This window comes from Citrobacter sp. CK199, assembly GCF_030333285.1.
In the GTDB taxonomy this organism is placed as follows: domain Bacteria; phylum Pseudomonadota; class Gammaproteobacteria; order Enterobacterales; family Enterobacteriaceae; genus Citrobacter_B; species Citrobacter_B koseri.
Window position 1 is genome coordinate 428,981 of sequence record NZ_JAOWGF010000021.1, and the last position, 15,829, is coordinate 444,809.

Genomic DNA, 15,829 nt, shown 5'->3' on the forward strand with positions numbered 1-15,829 from the left:
GCGTCACGAAGATAATGTTCTGATTAAGTTTGAGAAATCTTCTTTAATATCATGGCTTTCTTCACGCAACTGCTCAATCTTACGGCAGGCATGAAGTACGGTAGTGTGGTCACGTCCACCAAACGCGTCGCCAATTTCCGGCAGACTGTGGTTGGTGAGCTCTTTTGCCAGCGCCATAGCCATCTGACGCGGGCGCGCTACCGAGCGAGATCGACGCTTGGAAAGCAGATCCGCGATTTTAATTTTGTAATACTCCGCCACCGTCTTCTGGATATTGTCGATGGTGACCAGCTTTTCCTGCAACGCCAGCAGATCGCGCAGCGCTTCACGCACAAAGTCGATAGTAATAGCGCGTCCGGTAAAGTTAGCGTTAGCGATCACGCGGTTCAGCGCCCCTTCCAGCTCACGCACGTTAGAGCGTAGTCGCTTGGCAATAAAGAACGCCACCTCACCAGGCAAACGAATATCATTTTCGTCCGCTTTTTTCATCAGGATCGCCACGCGGGTTTCCAGCTCAGGCGGTTCGATCGCCACCGTCAACCCCCAGCCGAAGCGGGATTTCAGACGATCTTCAACGCCGTTGATCTCTTTTGGATAACGATCCGACGTCAAAATGATCTGCTGATTACCTTCTAACAGGGCGTTAAAGGTGTGGAAAAACTCTTCCTGGGATCGTTCTTTATTGGCGAAGAATTGAATGTCATCGATAAGCAGTGCGTCAACGGAACGGTAGTAGCGTTTAAACTCTTCGATCGCGTTGTTTTGCAAGGCTTTAACCATGTCCTGCACAAAGCGCTCGGAGTGCATATACACCACTTTCGCATTCGGTTTGCGCGCCATAATACCGTTGCCCACCGCATGCAGCAGGTGAGTTTTACCCAGACCGGTGCCGCCGTAGAGGAACAAGGGATTGTAGGCGCCGCCTGGGTTGTCCGCCACCTGACGCGCCGCCGCGCGCGCCAGTTGGTTGGATTTACCTTCGACGAAGTTATCAAACGTGTGTTTCACGTTGACGTTAGAGCGGTAGGTCGGTTCTGCCGGAGCCGGCACGTTATCCCAGCCCGGGCGCGCCGCGGCTGGCGCCGCACGCTGTGGCTGCGCCTGAGCGACCTGCGCAGGCGCAACAACATTGTTGACCGGCGTTTTGAGCGTTTGAGTGACGGGTTTCGTCCCGACCTCAAAACGCAGTTGTGGGGCATCCGCTCCGCAGAAATTATTCAGCAGTCCATTGATATTATTGAGGTACTTGTCTCTTACCCAATCGAGCACAAAACGGTTTGGCGCATACAAAGCCAGCGTGTTATCGCTCAGTTCCGCCTGCAACGGGCGTATCCACATACTGAATTCTGTGGCTGGTAACTCATCCTGCAATCGGGCAAGACACTGCTGCCAAAGCGAAAGTGACACGGCGGACTCCACTCGAACAAAAGTCGATAAATGACAAAGGCTGAAACATTCATGATTGTTGACGCACGTCGAAAAGACCCTGTGCATAAAAGGGTGACGTGCGAATTGCTATCTGCAATTTTACCCGATCAGGATCCGTTGAAACGATCAGGACCGCGGATCATAGCCTAAACTGAGCAAGAGATCTTCTGTTTCTCACAGATTCTTCCCGATTTATCCACAGGATGATCCAGAACCGGGTAAGTGTAAACGATCCAGGCGAAGTGCTGCACGATTTCGCACGCATATTGAAAAAATTAATGAGTAAAGATGCCAGGCTGTGCCCTCAATTGCGCGTGGCGTCGACGCTGAGCCAGAAACGCGTAGTCAAGGCGGAAGGCGCCGGACATAGTGGGCCTATGTTCAAGCCTGACAACGCAGAGTACGCGTTTCTGGCACGCGTCCCGAAGGGCTGGGACTATTTTGGCCCATTGCCGCGTTGCTCTCCGCGCATTTGGGCCCCCAAACCCCACGGCTCGCGCCTTGCCCTGGGCCAAAATAATCGCCAGCGACGTTCACGATCAATTGAGGACACAGCCTGATACTGCATAAACGATCTAATAAAGATCCCGTGCGATCCTTGCGCTTTGCCCGGCAGTCCGTATAATCCTCCACCCGTTGTACAATGCCCATCGTACGGCGTTAGCGCTGCTTGTTTTTCGCGCGAAAAGGTGCGGAAAAACGCAGGGTTTTAAGGAAAGAGAATTGACTCTGGAGTGTACAATTATTACAATCCGGCCTCTTTAATCACCCACGCTGAGGCGTAAGTCGTTCGATAATCGTTCGGGTATACGCAAAAGTCAGTGAATTTATTCAAGTTTAGGTAGAAATCGCCATGAAACGCACTTTTCAACCGTCTGTACTGAAGCGCAACCGTTCTCACGGCTTCCGTGCTCGTATGGCTACTAAAAATGGTCGTCAGGTTCTGGCACGTCGTCGTGCTAAAGGCCGCGCTCGTCTGACCGTTTCCAAGTAATAAAAGCTAACCCCTGAGTGGTTAAGCTCGCATTTCCCAGGGAGTTACGTTTGTTAACTCCCAGTCATTTCACATTTGTCTTCCAGCAGCCACAACGGGCTGGCACGCCGCAAATCACCATTCTCGGCCGCCTGAATTCGCTGGGGCATCCCCGCATCGGTCTAACCGTCGCCAAGAAAAACGTTCGACGCGCGCATGAACGCAATCGGATTAAACGTCTGACGCGTGAAAGCTTCCGTCTGCGTCAACATGAACTCCCTGCAATGGATTTCGTGGTGGTGGCGAAAAAAGGGGTTGCCGACCTCGATAACCGTGCTCTCTCGGAAGCGTTGGAAAAATTATGGCGCCGCCACTGTCGCCTGGCTCGCGGGTCCTGATAGCCCTTATACGGGTCTATCAACGCCTGATCAGTCCGCTGCTTGGGCCGCATTGCCGTTTCACGCCAACCTGCTCAAGCTACGGAATTGAGGCATTGCGCAGGTTTGGAGTGATAAAAGGCAGTTGGTTGACGGTGAAACGCGTATTAAAATGCCACCCTTTACACCCTGGTGGTGACGATCCCGTCCCGCCCGGACCATTTGATACCAGAGAACACTAACGATGGATTCGCAACGCAATCTTTTAGTCATCGCTTTGCTGTTCGTGTCTTTCATGATCTGGCAAGCCTGGGAGCAGGATAAAAATCCGCAGCCTCAGACCCAACAGACCACGCAGACAACGACCACCGCAGCGGGTAGCGCCGCCGACCAGGGCGTACCGGCCAGTGGCCAGGGGAAACTGATTACGGTTAAGACCGACGTGCTTGATCTGACCATCAACACCCGTGGCGGTGATGTTGAGCAGGCCTTGCTGCCAACTTACCCGAAAGAGCTGGGTTCTAAAGAACCGTTCCAACTGCTGGAAACGACTCCGCAGTTTATCTACCAGGCGCAAAGCGGCCTGACCGGTCGTGATGGCCCGGATAACCCGGCTAACGGCCCGCGTCCGCTGTACAGCGTCGATAACGACACGTTTGTCCTCGCGGATGGCCAGAACGAACTGCATGTTCCGATGACCTGGACTGACGCCGCTGGCAACACCTTCACCAAAACGTTTGTCCTCAAACGCGGTGAATATGCGGTCAACGTCAACTACAGCGTGCAGAACGCCGGTGAGAAACCGCTGGAGATCTCCACCTTTGGTCAGTTGAAGCAATCCATCAATCTGCCGTCTCATCGCGACACCGGTAGCAGCAATTTTGCACTGCATACCTTCCGTGGCGCGGCGTACTCCACGCCGGATGAGAAGTACGAAAAATACAAATTCGACACCATTGCCGATAACGAAAACCTGAACGTCAGCTCCAACGGCGGCTGGGTCGCCATGTTGCAGCAGTACTTCGCAACGGCATGGATTCCACGTAACGACGGCACCAATAACTTCTATACCGCTAATCTGGGTAACGGCATTGCCGCTATCGGCTATAAATCTCAGCCGGTTCTGGTACAGCCGGGTCAGACTGGCGCCATGACCAGCACCCTGTGGGTTGGCCCGGAAATTCAGGATAAAATGGCGGCCGTTGCACCGCACCTGGATCTGACCGTTGATTACGGTTGGCTGTGGTTCATCTCTCAGCCGCTGTTCAAACTGCTGAAATGGATTCATAGCTTCCTGGGTAACTGGGGCTTCTCCATCATCGTTATCACTTTTATCGTTCGTGGCATCATGTACCCGCTGACGAAAGCGCAGTACACCTCCATGGCGAAGATGCGTATGCTACAGCCGAAGATTCAGGCTATGCGCGAGCGTCTGGGCGATGACAAACAGCGTCAGAGCCAGGAAATGATGGCCCTGTACAAAGCTGAGAAGGTTAACCCGCTGGGCGGCTGCTTCCCGCTGCTCATCCAGATGCCTATCTTCCTGGCGTTGTACTACATGCTGATGGGCTCCATTGAACTGCGTCATGCGCCGTTCGCACTGTGGATCCATGACTTGTCCGCACAGGACCCGTACTACATCCTGCCGATCCTGATGGGCGTGACGATGTTCTTCATCCAGAAGATGTCTCCGACCACCGTGACCGACCCGATGCAGCAGAAGATCATGACCTTTATGCCGGTCATCTTCACGGTATTCTTCCTGTGGTTCCCGTCAGGTCTGGTGCTGTACTATATCGTCAGCAACCTGGTAACCATCATCCAGCAGCAGCTGATTTACCGTGGTCTGGAGAAACGTGGCCTGCATAGCCGCGAGAAGAAAAGCTCCTGATTCCATGTAAGCCGGGTAAGCATAGCGCCACCCGGCAATCAGAACAGCGATGACAGGGCGGTCAATTGACCGCCTTTTTTATTAGCAAAAAAGAGAAGATCATGAGCCATAACGACACTATCGTCGCCCAGGCTACCCCACCGGGACGCGGTGGCGTCGGTATCCTGCGTATTTCCGGTCTCAAGGCGCGCGAGGTGGCCGAAGCCGTATTGGGCAAGCTACCAAAACCGCGTTACGCCGATTACCTGCCGTTTAAAGATGCCGATGGCACGGCGCTGGATCAGGGGATCGCGCTGTGGTTTCCTGGCCCGAACTCGTTCACTGGTGAAGACGTACTGGAACTGCAAGGGCATGGCGGCCCGGTCATTCTCGACCTGCTGTTAAAACGTATTCTGACGCTCCCCGGCCTGCGCATTGCCAGACCGGGCGAGTTCTCCGAGCGCGCGTTCCTCAATGACAAGCTCGACTTAGCCCAGGCAGAAGCGATTGCCGACCTGATCGACGCCAGTTCCGAGCAGGCGGCACGCTCGGCGCTGAACTCGCTACAGGGGGCATTTTCCGCGCGTGTGAATCATCTTGTGGAAGCACTCACTCACCTGCGCATCTATGTGGAAGCGGCCATTGACTTCCCGGACGAGGAGATCGACTTCCTCTCCGACGGCAAAATTGAAGCCCAGCTCAACGGCGTGATCGCCGATCTCGATGCGGTACGCGCCGAAGCGCGTCAGGGCAGCCTGCTGCGTGAAGGGATGAAGGTGGTCATTGCCGGACGCCCTAACGCCGGGAAATCGAGCCTGCTGAACGCCCTGGCGGGCCGTGAGGCCGCCATTGTCACCGATATCGCTGGCACCACCCGCGACGTACTGCGCGAGCATATTCACATCGACGGAATGCCGCTGCACATCATCGATACCGCCGGTCTGCGCGATGCCAGCGATGAAGTGGAACGTATTGGGATTGAGCGCGCCTGGCAGGAGATAGAACAGGCCGACCGCGTGCTGTTTATGGTAGATGGCACAACCACCGATGCCGTTGATCCGGCGGAAATCTGGCCGGACTTTATCGCCCGTTTACCGACAAAACTGCCGATCACCGTTGTGCGCAACAAAGCTGACATCACTGGCGAGACGCTGGGTATCAGCGAGGTGAATGGTCACTCACTTGTCCGTCTTTCCGCCCGTACCGGCGAAGGCGTGGACGTATTGCGTAACCATCTCAAGCAAAGCATGGGCTTTGACACCAATATGGAAGGCGGCTTCCTTGCCCGCCGTCGCCATCTTCAGGCGCTGGCAGAAGCCGCAGAACATCTCCAGCAGGGCAAATCACAGCTGCTTGGCGCCTGGGCTGGCGAACTGCTGGCGGAGGAGCTGCGTCTGGCGCAGCAGGCGCTGAGTGAGATCACCGGTGAGTTTACCTCCGACGATCTACTGGGCCGTATTTTCTCCAGCTTCTGTATTGGTAAGTGATGTTGTTTTGCCCGGTGGCGCTACGCTTACCGGGCCGACTAAATCTGTAGGCCGGATAAGGCAAAGCCGCCATCCGGCAATAATGAATTTCCTCACAGGAAATCACCGTTGTCCAAATGGCAACTCGCGTCACTGAAAAGCTCCCCGTATTCTTAGCGCCACGCTTATTGTGAGGACGCTATGACCCGCTTTCTAATCTGTAGTTTTGCCCTTGTTTTACTCTACCCAGCCGGCATCGACATGTATCTGGTCGGTTTACCCCGTATTGCCGCCGATCTGAACGCCAGCGAGGCGCAACTGCACATCGCGTTTTCGGTATACCTGGCCGGGATGGCCACCGCAATGCTGTTTGCGGGTAAAGTTGCAGACCAGTCAGGGCGCAAACCGGTGGCGATAGCGGGCGCGGTGATATTCATCATCGCCTCTATGCTTTGCTCACGAGCAACGGACGGGTCGCTGTTCCTGACCGGGCGCTTTATTCAGGGCATCGGGGCGGGGTGCTGTTATGTGGTGGCGTTTACGATTTTGCGCGACACGCTGGACGATCGCCGCCGGGCGAAAGTGTTATCGCTATTAAACGGAATTACCTGCATTGTGCCGGTATTAGCGCCAGTGTTAGGGCATTTGATTATGCTTAAATTCCCGTGGCAAAGTCTGTTTTACACGATGATAGCGATGGGTATCGCGGTATGCCTGCTCTCGGTGTTTATCCTGAAAGAAACGCGCCCGGCAACATGCTCATCGACCTCGCGCCCTCAGCAAAATGCAGAGTCGCTGCTCAACCGCTTTTTCCTCAGCCGTCTGGCGATCACCACGTTGAGCGTGTCGGTGATCCTCACATTTGTAAACACCTCACCGGTGTTGCTCATGGAAATGATGGGCTTTGATCGCGGTGAATACGCCACCACAATGGCGCTGACGGCAGGCATCAGCATGGCGGTGTCGTTCTCAACGCCCTTTGCGCTGAGCGTATTTAAACCGCGCACGCTGATGCTCACGTCGCAAGGGCTGTTTCTGGCTGCGGGCATCGTACTCAGCCTCTCATCCTCTCACGCCGTCACGCTCTTTGGCCTGACGCTCATCTGCGCGGGTTTTTCGGTTGGCTTTGGCGTGGCGATGAGCCAGGCATTAGGCCCATTCTCACTGCGTGCTGGCGTCGCAAGCTCTGTACTCGGCATTGCACAGGTCTGCGGGTCATCGCTGTGGATATGGCTGGCGGCAGTCATTGGCTTTAACGCCCTGAATATGCTGATCGGGATTCTGATTGGCTGTAGCATGGTCTGTATCCTGTTACTGATGACCATACAGCCCGCAGCGCACTATGAAAAAATCCATCACCAGTCTCGATCTTAATCTGTTGTTATGTTTGCAGCTTCTGATGCAGGAGCGCAGCGTCACCAAAGCGGCGAAGCGGATGAACGTCACGCCCTCGGCGGTGAGTAAATCGCTGTCAAAGCTGCGAACATGGTTTGATGACCCGCTGTTTGTGAACACGCCGCTGGGGCTGACGCCAACGCCGCTGATGGTCAATATGGAGCAAAGCCTGGCGGACTGGATGCAGATGAGCAATCAGCTGCTTGATAAACCACATCACGAATCGCCACGCGGCCTGAAATTTGAACTGGCGGCAGAGTCGCCGCTGGTAATGATCATGTTCAATTCTCTGTCGCAGCAGATTTATCAGCGCTATCCGCAGGCCACAATCAAGGTTCGTAACTGGGATTACGACTCGCTGGATGCCATCACACGCGGCGAGGTGGATCTCGGCTTTACCGGAAGGGAGAGCCATCCCCGTTCGCGGGAGCTTCTCAGCCTGCTGCCGCTGTCTATCGATTTTGAAGTCCTGTTCAGCGACCTCCCCTGGGTCTGGCTGCGGGAAGATCACCCGGCGCTACAAGAAGAGTGGAATCTGGAAACATTTTTACGCTATCCGCATATCAGCATTTGCTGGGAGCAAAGCGACACCTGGGCGCTGGATGATGTATTGCAAGAGATGGGCCGCAAACGCAACATCGCCTTAAGTTTACCGGGGTTTGAACAATCGCTGTTTATGGCCGCCCAGCCGAACCACTCGCTGCTGGCGACCGCGCCTCTCTACTGCCAGCGTTATAACCAGCTCCACCAGCTACCGTTGGTCGCGCGTCCTCTCCCTTTTGACGCCGCCCAGCGAGAAAAGCTGATGGTGCCTTTTACCCTCCTTTGGCATAAACGTAACAGCCATAACCCTAAAATTATCTGGTTAAAAGAGACCATTAAAACACTCTATAGCCACCTCTCCTGACGGTAAATTAACCACGACCGCGTCAGAAATGTAAAAGTCGCGTAAGCGCCGCTGTTTTTGTCGAACTTTTGACCAGTAAAACCTGTCCATAATCTACGTAAATGTTACTCTCGTAATAATCACGGACCATTAATCACGGAGCGAAAAATGGCGACACATTTTGCCAGAGGGATTCTTACGGAGGGACACCTGATTTCAGTCCGTCTGCCTTCTCCATGCCACATCGAAGCCAGAAACCTTCCCGCTCACCGCCGGACACGTTTTTTGGCTTCACGCGGCTTACTCGCTGAACTGATGTTTATGCTCTACGGAACCAGCGAGCTGCCGGAAATTGCTATTCAGGCCAAAGGGAAGCCTGTCTTTCGCGATAAAAATCTGCCCGCGTTCTCCATCTCATATGCCGGGAATATGGTGGGCGTGGCGCTGACAACGGAGGGGGAATGCGGTCTGGATATGGAATTACAGCGAGCCATACGAGGCTTCCATAGCCCACTTTCAGCCGAGAGTCCGGCGTTCTCCAGCAACGAAAATCTGTGGATCAACAATCAGAGCGATCCCAACGAAGCCCGCGCGCAACTGATCACCTTACGCCAGAGCGTGCTAAAGCTAACCGGTGACGTACTGAATGACGATCCGCGTGAACTCCAGCTCCTTCCCGGCGCAGGCCGCCTGAAATGCGCCCACGTTACGCAGGTGGAGGCAATATGCGACGCGGAAGATATTCTGGTCTGGTCGGTGGCGGTTACGCCAGCCATTGAAAAACTGAATGTTTGGGAGTTTGATAGTAAGCAAGGATGGAAAAGCCTGGCCGATATCCAGACCCGGGCGAATGAACCCACCGGTCGCCTGATGCGATTCGCTCAATTATCCACAGCAAAGTCATCTTATACACTTAGCTGATTCGGCCCTGTCCCGGCCGCCATGATGAAAAGGAGTAATCATGTCCGAAACGTTGAATGTTGTTACGTTACTGGGGAGCCTGCGCAAAGGTTCATTTAACGGTATGGTCGCCCGCACGCTGCCGAAAATTGCACCGGCAGGCATGGAGGTCAGCGCATTACCTTCGATTGGCGATATTCCGCTGTATGACGCTGACGTGCAGCAGGAAGAGGGGTTCCCGGCGAGCGTTGAAGCGCTGGCGGAGCAAATCCGTAAAGCGGACGGCGTCGTCATCGTCACACCGGAATACAACTACTCGGTGCCAGGCGGACTGAAGAACGCGATCGACTGGCTGTCCCGCCTGCCAGAACAGCCGTTAGCCGGGAAACCGGTGCTGATCCAGACCAGCTCAATGGGGGCAATCGGCGGCGCTCGCTGTCAGTATCATCTGCGCCAGATTCTGGTATTCCTTGATGCGATGGTAATGAACAAACCGGAGTTTATGGGCGGCGTGATTCAGAACAAAGTTGACCCGCAAACCGGGGAAGTGGTTGATCAAAGCACGATTGATCATCTTACCGGCCAGCTAACCGCGTTTGGCGATTACATTCAGCGCGTTAAAGCGTGATAACAGCGCGCGCGTAGGGCCGCAGGCCGGATAAGGCGTTTGGCCGCCATCCGGCTATCAAATTTGCCTGATGGCGCTACGCTTATCAGGCCAGGACACCTCGCGCAGCGCCGTATCAGCGGCAATTAGTGCGCGTCGATAAACACAATCTTCAGCACAAACAACAACGCCACAACCACCACGCAAGGGCTCAGCTCACGCAGACGTCCGGTGCCGATTTTCATCACACAGTAAGAGATAAAGCCCAGCGCGATACCTTCGGTAATCGAGAAGCTGAACGGCATCATCACGGCAGTAATAAACGCCGGAACAGACTCGGTAAGGTCTTGCCATTTAACGCGCGCCAGACTGGAAGTCATCAGTACGCCAACATAGATCAGCGCCCCGGCAGCGGCATAACCCGGCACCATTCCCGCCAGCGGCGACAGGAAGATAACCAGCAGGAACAGCAGACCGACAACAACGGCGGTCAGGCCCGTGCGCCCGCCGACGGATACGCCGGATGAGGACTCGATATAGGCGGTAACCGACGAGGTTCCAATAAACGCCCCGGTCACAGAAGAGACGCTATCGACGAACAGCGCCTGCTTCATCCGCGGGAATTTACCTTTCTCATCAGCCAGACCGGCTTTGTCGGTAACGCCAATCAGCGTGCCGGAGGAGTCGAACAGGTTCACCAGCATGAAGGAGAAAATCACGCCAGCCAGACCAATGTTAAACGAGCCCGCCAGATCCACATGCCCGATCACAGAGCTAACGCTTGGCGGCGCAGAGACAATGCCGTTGTAATGCACATCACCCATCATCCAGCCGAGCAGCGTCGTTACAATAATAGAGACCAGCACGGCGGCATGAATGCTACGTGATGCCAGAATAGCGATGATGAAGAAGCCCAGCACGCCGAGCAGTACGCTGTGAGAGGTCAGATTACCGATGCTCACCAGGGTTTCCGGGTTCGCGACGATAACGCCTGCGTTTTTCAGCCCCATCATGCCGATAAACAGGCCGATACCGCTGGTGATGCCCACGCGCAGACTGACCGGAATGTTAGCAATCATCCAGTAACGCACGCGGAAGATGGTCAGCAGCAGCAGGCCGATCGCTCCCCAGAAGATTGCGCCCATACCAACCTGCCAGGACAGCCCCATCGCGCCAACGACCACGAAGGCGAAAAACGCGTTCAGACCCATAGCCGGCGCCAGCGCGACCGGTAAATTAGCAAACAGCCCCATCAGAATGCTGCCGAACGCCGCAATAAGACAGGTGGTAACGAAGACGGCGCTGGTGTCCATGCCAGCAACGCCAAGAATCTGCGGGTTAACAAAAACGATGTAAACCATCGTCAGGAAGGTGGTAAAACCGGCGATCACTTCGGTTCGTGCCGTCGTGCCATGTTCGCGCAGTTTAAACACGCGTTCCAGCATACCCTGACCAGAAGTCTGGGTGGTGTGTTGTTGACTCATTATCTATTTCCGAACAAGGAGGGAAAATTCGTCGCTATCCTATACCAAAATGCGACAATAAGGGCAGTTGTGAGACACTTTTTTCATTGAATTTGCTTATACGGCAACGATTGCGTCGCACAATAAGGCATTACGAAAACGTTAAACTAGCGAGAAAAGAAAGCATGTCCCAGATTCAAGCGGTATTTTTCGACTGCGACGGTACGCTGGTCGACAGTGAAGTCATTTGCTCCCGCGCGTATGTCGCGATGTTCCAGGAATTCGGCATCACGCTCGATCTCGAAGAGGTGTTCAAACGCTTTAAAGGCGTAAAACTCTACGAAATCATCGATATCATTAACGAGGAGCAGGGTGTGTCGTTAGCAAAAGCGGATTTAGAACCCGTTTACCGCGCCGAGGTCGCACGCCTGTTCGACTCAGAACTGGAGGTGATCGCAGGGGCAAATGCGCTGCTGGACAGCATGACGGTGCCGATGTGCGTCGTCTCTAACGGCCCGGTCAGCAAAATGCAGCATTCACTGGGCAAGCTGGGCATGTTGCATCATTTTCCAGAAAAATTGTTCAGCGGCTATGACATTCAACGCTGGAAGCCCGATCCGGCTCTGATGTTCCACGCGGCAAAAGCCATGAACGTTAACGTGGAGAATTGCATTCTGGTGGATGATTCCAGTGCCGGCGCCCGGTCGGGAATCGATGCGGGAATGGAGGTGTTCTACTTCTGCGCCGATCCGCACAACAAACCGATCGATCATCCGAAAGTAACGACGTTTACCGATCTGGCGCAGTTGCCGGAATTATGGAAAGCGCGCGGGTGGGATATCGTCGATTAAACCGTAGGCCTGATAAGCAAAGCGCCATCAGGCGAATGGCGCAGAATGCCGGATGCGGCGTAACGCCTTATCCGGCCTACAATAGCGACGCCGGGGGATCCCGGCGAACGCAACAAGCCGCTTATTCCTTCGGATCTTTGCCTGCCAGCAGTTTATCCAGCTCGTCACCACCGACGTGGCGGAAATCCTGTCCCTTCACGAAGTAGAAGATGTACTCGCAGATATTCTGGCAACGGTCGCCAATGCGCTCAATGGAGCGTGCGCAGAACAGCGCGGTCAGCACGCTTGGAATGGTGCGCGAATCTTCCATCATGTAGGTCATCAGCTGACGCACGATACCTTCGTATTCCTGGTCAACTTTCTTGTCTTCACGGTAGATACGCACCGCTTCGTCAATATCCATTCGCGCGAACGCGTCCAGCACGTCATGCAGCATCTGTACGGTGTGACGCCCCAGCGACTCCAGGCTCACCAGCAGCGGCTGGTGCTGGTGGGAGAATTTCTCCAGCGCGGTACGACAAATTTTGTCCGCCACGTCGCCAATGCGCTCCAATTCAGCGATGGTTTTGATGATCGCCATCACCAGGCGCAGGTCGCTCGCTGTCGGCTGGCGTTTGGCAATGATGCGCACGCACGCTTCATCGATCGCCACTTCCATCATGTTGACGTGCTTATCGCCGTCAATAACGCGTTTCGCCAGTTCGCTATCCTGATTATGCATCGCGGTGATCGCATCAGAAAGCTGTTGCTCCACCATGCCGCCCATGGTCATCACCTGGGTGCGGATGCTTTCCAGTTCTGCGTTGAACTGGCCGGAAATATGTTTGTTAAGGTTTAGGTTGTCCATGGTTAGCTCCAAATCAACCGTAGCGGCCAGTAATATAATCTTCGGTTTGTTTCTTCGTGGGCTTAGTGAACAGATCGTCCGTGTTGCTGAACTCAATCAACTCGCCCAGATACATAAACGCCGTGTGATCGGAACAACGCGCAGCCTGCTGCATGTTGTGCGTCACGATCACCACGGTGTAGTCCTGCTTCAGCTCAGTGATCAGCTCTTCAATACGCCCGGTGGAAATCGGGTCCAGCGCTGAACACGGCTCATCCAACAGCAGAACTTCCGGGCGAATGGCGATACCACGCGCAATGCACAGACGCTGCTGCTGACCACCCGAGAGAGAGTACCCGCTCTGGTGCAATTTATCTTTGGTTTCGTTCCATAATGCGGCTTTGGTCAACGCCCACTGAACGCGTTCGTCCATATCGGCGCGAGACAGTTTCTCAAACAGGCGCACGCCAAAAGCGATGTTGTCATAGATAGACATCGGGAACGGCGTCGGCTTCTGGAACACCATCCCCACTTTGGCACGCAGCAGAGCGATATCCTGGGTATTGGTAAGGATATTATCGCCATCCAACAGGATCTCGCCTTCCGCGCGCTGCTCTGGATACAACGAATACATTTTGTTAAAGGTACGCAGCAGTGTGGATTTACCACAGCCAGACGGCCCAATAAACGCCGTGACCTGGTTCTTCGCGATATCCAGGTTGATATCCTTCAGGGCATGGAATTTGCCGTAGTAGAAGTTCAAATCACGAACCTGAATCTTACCCGGAGCAGTATCAACCATACTCATTTCAATCTCTTCCTCATTCGGCGTCGCCGTTGGCCGCGCCGTAAAAAATTAACCGCTGTTCACATCTGTAGGCCAGATAAGACGTTTACGCCGCCATCCGGCACCTGAAATTAACCGTGTTTACTCTTCGCAAAAATGATGCGCGCCAGAATATTCAGCAACAATACGCACAGGGTAATGATCAACACCCCAGCCCAGGCCAGTTGCTGCCACTCCGCGAACGGACTCATCGCAAATTTAAAGATAGTGACCGGCAGGTTAGCGATAGGCTGCATCATGTCGGTGCTCCAGAACTGGTTGGAAAGCGCAGTAAAGAGCAGCGGCGCGGTTTCACCCGCAATACGGGCAACCGCCAGCAGTACGCCGGTGATAATCCCGGAAATCGAGGCTTTCAGGGTAATCGCCGAGATCATTTTCCATTTCGGCGTCCCCAGCGCATAGGCCGCTTCACGCAGGCTATCCGGCACCAGTTTCAGCATGTTCTCTGTGGTACGAATGACGATAGGCACCTGTAGCAGCGCCAGCGCAATCACGCCCGCCCAACCGGAGAAGTGCTCCATTTGCGCCACCACGATGGTGTAAACAAACAGACCGACCACGATAGACGGCGCGGAAAGCAGGATGTCGTTAATGAAACGGATCACTTCCGCAAGCCAGGATTTACGGCCATATTCCGCCAGGTAGATCCCCGCCATGATGCCAAGCGGCGTACCAAATACCGTCGCCCACAAAATTAACAGTCCGCTCCCCGCCAGGGCGTTCGCCAGACCACCGCCAGCGGTATTCGGCGGCGGCGTCATTTCGGTAAACAGCGCCAGCGACATGCCGTCGAAACCACGCGTAATGGTGGACATCAGGATCCAGATGAGCCAGAACAGCCCAAACGCCATCGTCGCCATTGAGAGCGTCAATGCGATGCGGTTTCTCGTGCGGCGCTTAGCCTGCATTTTACGGCGGGATTCCGCCAGTTCTGCGGTCGTTTGCATTTCAAGCGTAGCCATTAGCGTGCCCCCTCATTCTTCGCCAGACGCATAATCATCAGCTTAGAAATCGCCAGCACAATGAAAGTAATCACAAACAGAATCAGACCCAGTTCCATCAACGCGGCAACGTGCAGACCAGACTCCGCTTCGGCAAATTCGTTCGCCAGCGCAGAGGTGATACTGTTGCCCGGCATGTACAGCGAAACGCTGTCGAGCTGGTAGGTGTTACCGATGATAAAGGTCACCGCCATGGTTTCTCCCAGCGCACGACCCAGTCCCAGCATAACGCCGCCAATCACCCCATTTTTGGTGAACGGAAGGACAATACGCCAGATAACTTCCCAGGTGGTGCAGCCGATGCCATAGGCCGACTCTTTCATCATCACCGGGGTTTGTTCGAAGACATCGCGCATAACTGCCGCGATGTAAGGAATGATCATAATGGCGAGAATGACGCCCGCCGCCAGAATACCGATACCAAATGCCGGGCCGGAGAACAGTGCGCCAACAAACGGAATGTTGGAAAGAATATTCCCGACCGGTTCCTGGAACCAGGTAGCAAACAGCGGAGCGAAGATAAACAGCCCCCACATGCCGTAGACGATACTGGGGATAGCCGCCAGCAGTTCGATGGCGATGCCCAGCGGGCGACGCAGCCAGCCCGGTGCCAGTTCCGTCAGAAACAGGGCAATACCGAAGCTCACCGGAACGGCGATCAGCAGAGCGATAAACGAGGTAACCAGCGTGCCATAAATGGGAACCAGCGCGCCGTAGATATCGTTTGGCGCATCCCACTCTTTAGTCCACAGGAACGAGAAGCCAAACTTCTCAATGCTTGGCCAGGAGGAGATAATCAGCGAGACAATAATGCCACCCAACATCAATAGCACAATCAGCGCAGCCAGTTTTACCAGCGCGCTGAATATCATGTCACCCTTTTTACCCGGCGGGTTAAAAGCAGGCTTGGTTGCAGCCATAAATTACTCTTTCCATTAA

At 54.6% G+C, this 15,829-nt stretch carries 17 protein-coding genes; 11 read left to right on the forward strand and 6 right to left on the reverse strand.

Annotated elements, in window-relative coordinates:
- Positions 1-3: 3 nt before the first annotated feature.
- The gene (gene dnaA / locus OGX75_RS03305; protein ID WP_060815936.1) at positions 4-1,407 is read right to left on the reverse strand and encodes a chromosomal replication initiator protein DnaA; all 1,404 of its coding nucleotides are present in this window, start codon (positions 1,405-1,407) and stop codon (positions 4-6) included.
- Between the two features lie 583 nt (positions 1,408-1,990).
- Between dnaA and OGX75_RS21255 the strand changes: the two genes are divergently transcribed.
- The 10 genes from OGX75_RS21255 (at position 1,991) to OGX75_RS03350 (ending at position 9,923) form a co-directional block, all read left to right on the forward strand.
- The gene (locus OGX75_RS21255) at positions 1,991-2,053 is read left to right on the forward strand and encodes a hypothetical protein (protein ID WP_422647621.1); all 63 of its coding nucleotides are present in this window, start codon (positions 1,991-1,993) and stop codon (positions 2,051-2,053) included.
- Between the two features lie 228 nt (positions 2,054-2,281).
- On the forward strand, positions 2,282-2,422 hold the full coding sequence (gene rpmH, locus OGX75_RS03310; RefSeq protein WP_000831330.1) for a 50S ribosomal protein L34: 141 nt from the start codon (positions 2,282-2,284) through the stop codon (positions 2,420-2,422).
- A gap of 17 nt (positions 2,423-2,439) precedes the next feature.
- Positions 2,440-2,799, forward strand: a complete 360-nt coding sequence (gene rnpA, locus OGX75_RS03315; RefSeq protein WP_012000809.1) for a ribonuclease P protein component — start codon at positions 2,440-2,442, stop codon at positions 2,797-2,799.
- Entirely contained in the window at positions 2,763-3,020 is a 258-nt protein-coding gene (gene yidD, locus OGX75_RS03320; protein ID WP_001307474.1) for a membrane protein insertion efficiency factor YidD, read from the forward strand. Before rnpA ends, yidD begins: the two co-directional genes overlap by 37 nt.
- A gap of 2 nt (positions 3,021-3,022) precedes the next feature.
- Positions 3,023-4,669 carry a membrane protein insertase YidC gene (gene yidC, locus OGX75_RS03325; protein WP_286451049.1) on the forward strand — a complete coding sequence of 549 codons (1,647 nt, stop codon included), beginning with the start codon at positions 3,023-3,025 and terminating at the stop codon, positions 4,667-4,669.
- A 101-nt stretch (positions 4,670-4,770) separates the two neighbouring features.
- Positions 4,771-6,135, forward strand: coding sequence for a tRNA uridine-5-carboxymethylaminomethyl(34) synthesis GTPase MnmE (gene mnmE / locus OGX75_RS03330; RefSeq protein ID WP_058669133.1), 1,365 nt, complete (start codon positions 4,771-4,773; stop codon positions 6,133-6,135).
- 180 nt (positions 6,136-6,315) lie between these two features.
- The gene (locus OGX75_RS03335) at positions 6,316-7,488 is read left to right on the forward strand and encodes an MFS transporter (RefSeq protein ID WP_286451050.1); all 1,173 of its coding nucleotides are present in this window, start codon (positions 6,316-6,318) and stop codon (positions 7,486-7,488) included.
- Positions 7,457-8,416: an HTH-type transcriptional regulator YidZ gene (gene yidZ, locus OGX75_RS03340; protein ID WP_012000814.1), complete on the forward strand. Its 960-nt coding sequence runs from the start codon at positions 7,457-7,459 to the stop codon at positions 8,414-8,416. The genes OGX75_RS03335 and yidZ overlap by 32 nt, the downstream gene beginning before the upstream one ends.
- A 147-nt stretch (positions 8,417-8,563) precedes the next feature.
- The gene (locus tag OGX75_RS03345; RefSeq protein WP_071259092.1) at positions 8,564-9,316 is read left to right on the forward strand and encodes a 4'-phosphopantetheinyl transferase family protein; all 753 of its coding nucleotides are present in this window, start codon (positions 8,564-8,566) and stop codon (positions 9,314-9,316) included.
- A 40-nt stretch (positions 9,317-9,356) separates the two neighbouring features.
- On the forward strand, positions 9,357-9,923 hold the full coding sequence (locus OGX75_RS03350; protein ID WP_012000816.1) for an NADPH-dependent FMN reductase: 567 nt from the start codon (positions 9,357-9,359) through the stop codon (positions 9,921-9,923).
- A gap of 125 nt (positions 9,924-10,048) precedes the next feature.
- Here OGX75_RS03350 and adeP read toward each other — a convergent pair whose 3' ends face one another.
- Positions 10,049-11,386 (reverse strand): adenine permease AdeP, encoded by a 1,338-nt coding sequence (gene adeP / locus OGX75_RS03355; protein ID WP_286450138.1) that lies wholly within the window; start codon positions 11,384-11,386, stop codon positions 10,049-10,051.
- 164 nt (positions 11,387-11,550) lie between these two features.
- On the opposite strand from adeP, the gene yieH reads away from it, so the two are divergent.
- Positions 11,551-12,216: a 6-phosphogluconate phosphatase gene (gene yieH, locus OGX75_RS03360; RefSeq protein WP_115609826.1), complete on the forward strand. Its 666-nt coding sequence runs from the start codon at positions 11,551-11,553 to the stop codon at positions 12,214-12,216.
- 121 nt (positions 12,217-12,337) lie between these two features.
- On the opposite strand, the gene phoU is transcribed toward yieH, so the two are convergent.
- The 4 genes from phoU to pstC form a co-directional block, all read right to left on the reverse strand.
- Positions 12,338-13,063: a phosphate signaling complex protein PhoU gene (gene phoU / locus OGX75_RS03365; RefSeq protein WP_012000820.1), complete on the reverse strand. Its 726-nt coding sequence runs from the start codon at positions 13,061-13,063 to the stop codon at positions 12,338-12,340.
- Positions 13,064-13,076: 13 nt separating this feature from the next.
- Positions 13,077-13,850 carry a phosphate ABC transporter ATP-binding protein PstB gene (gene pstB, locus OGX75_RS03370; protein WP_199977424.1) on the reverse strand — a complete coding sequence of 258 codons (774 nt, stop codon included), beginning with the start codon at positions 13,848-13,850 and terminating at the stop codon, positions 13,077-13,079.
- A gap of 110 nt (positions 13,851-13,960) precedes the next feature.
- On the reverse strand, positions 13,961-14,851 hold the full coding sequence (gene pstA, locus OGX75_RS03375) for a phosphate ABC transporter permease PstA (protein WP_012000822.1): 891 nt from the start codon (positions 14,849-14,851) through the stop codon (positions 13,961-13,963).
- Positions 14,851-15,810 carry a phosphate ABC transporter permease PstC gene (pstC, locus tag OGX75_RS03380; protein WP_012000823.1) on the reverse strand — a complete coding sequence of 320 codons (960 nt, stop codon included), beginning with the start codon at positions 15,808-15,810 and terminating at the stop codon, positions 14,851-14,853. The genes pstA and pstC overlap by 1 nt, the downstream gene beginning before the upstream one ends.
- Positions 15,811-15,829 lie beyond the last annotated feature (19 nt).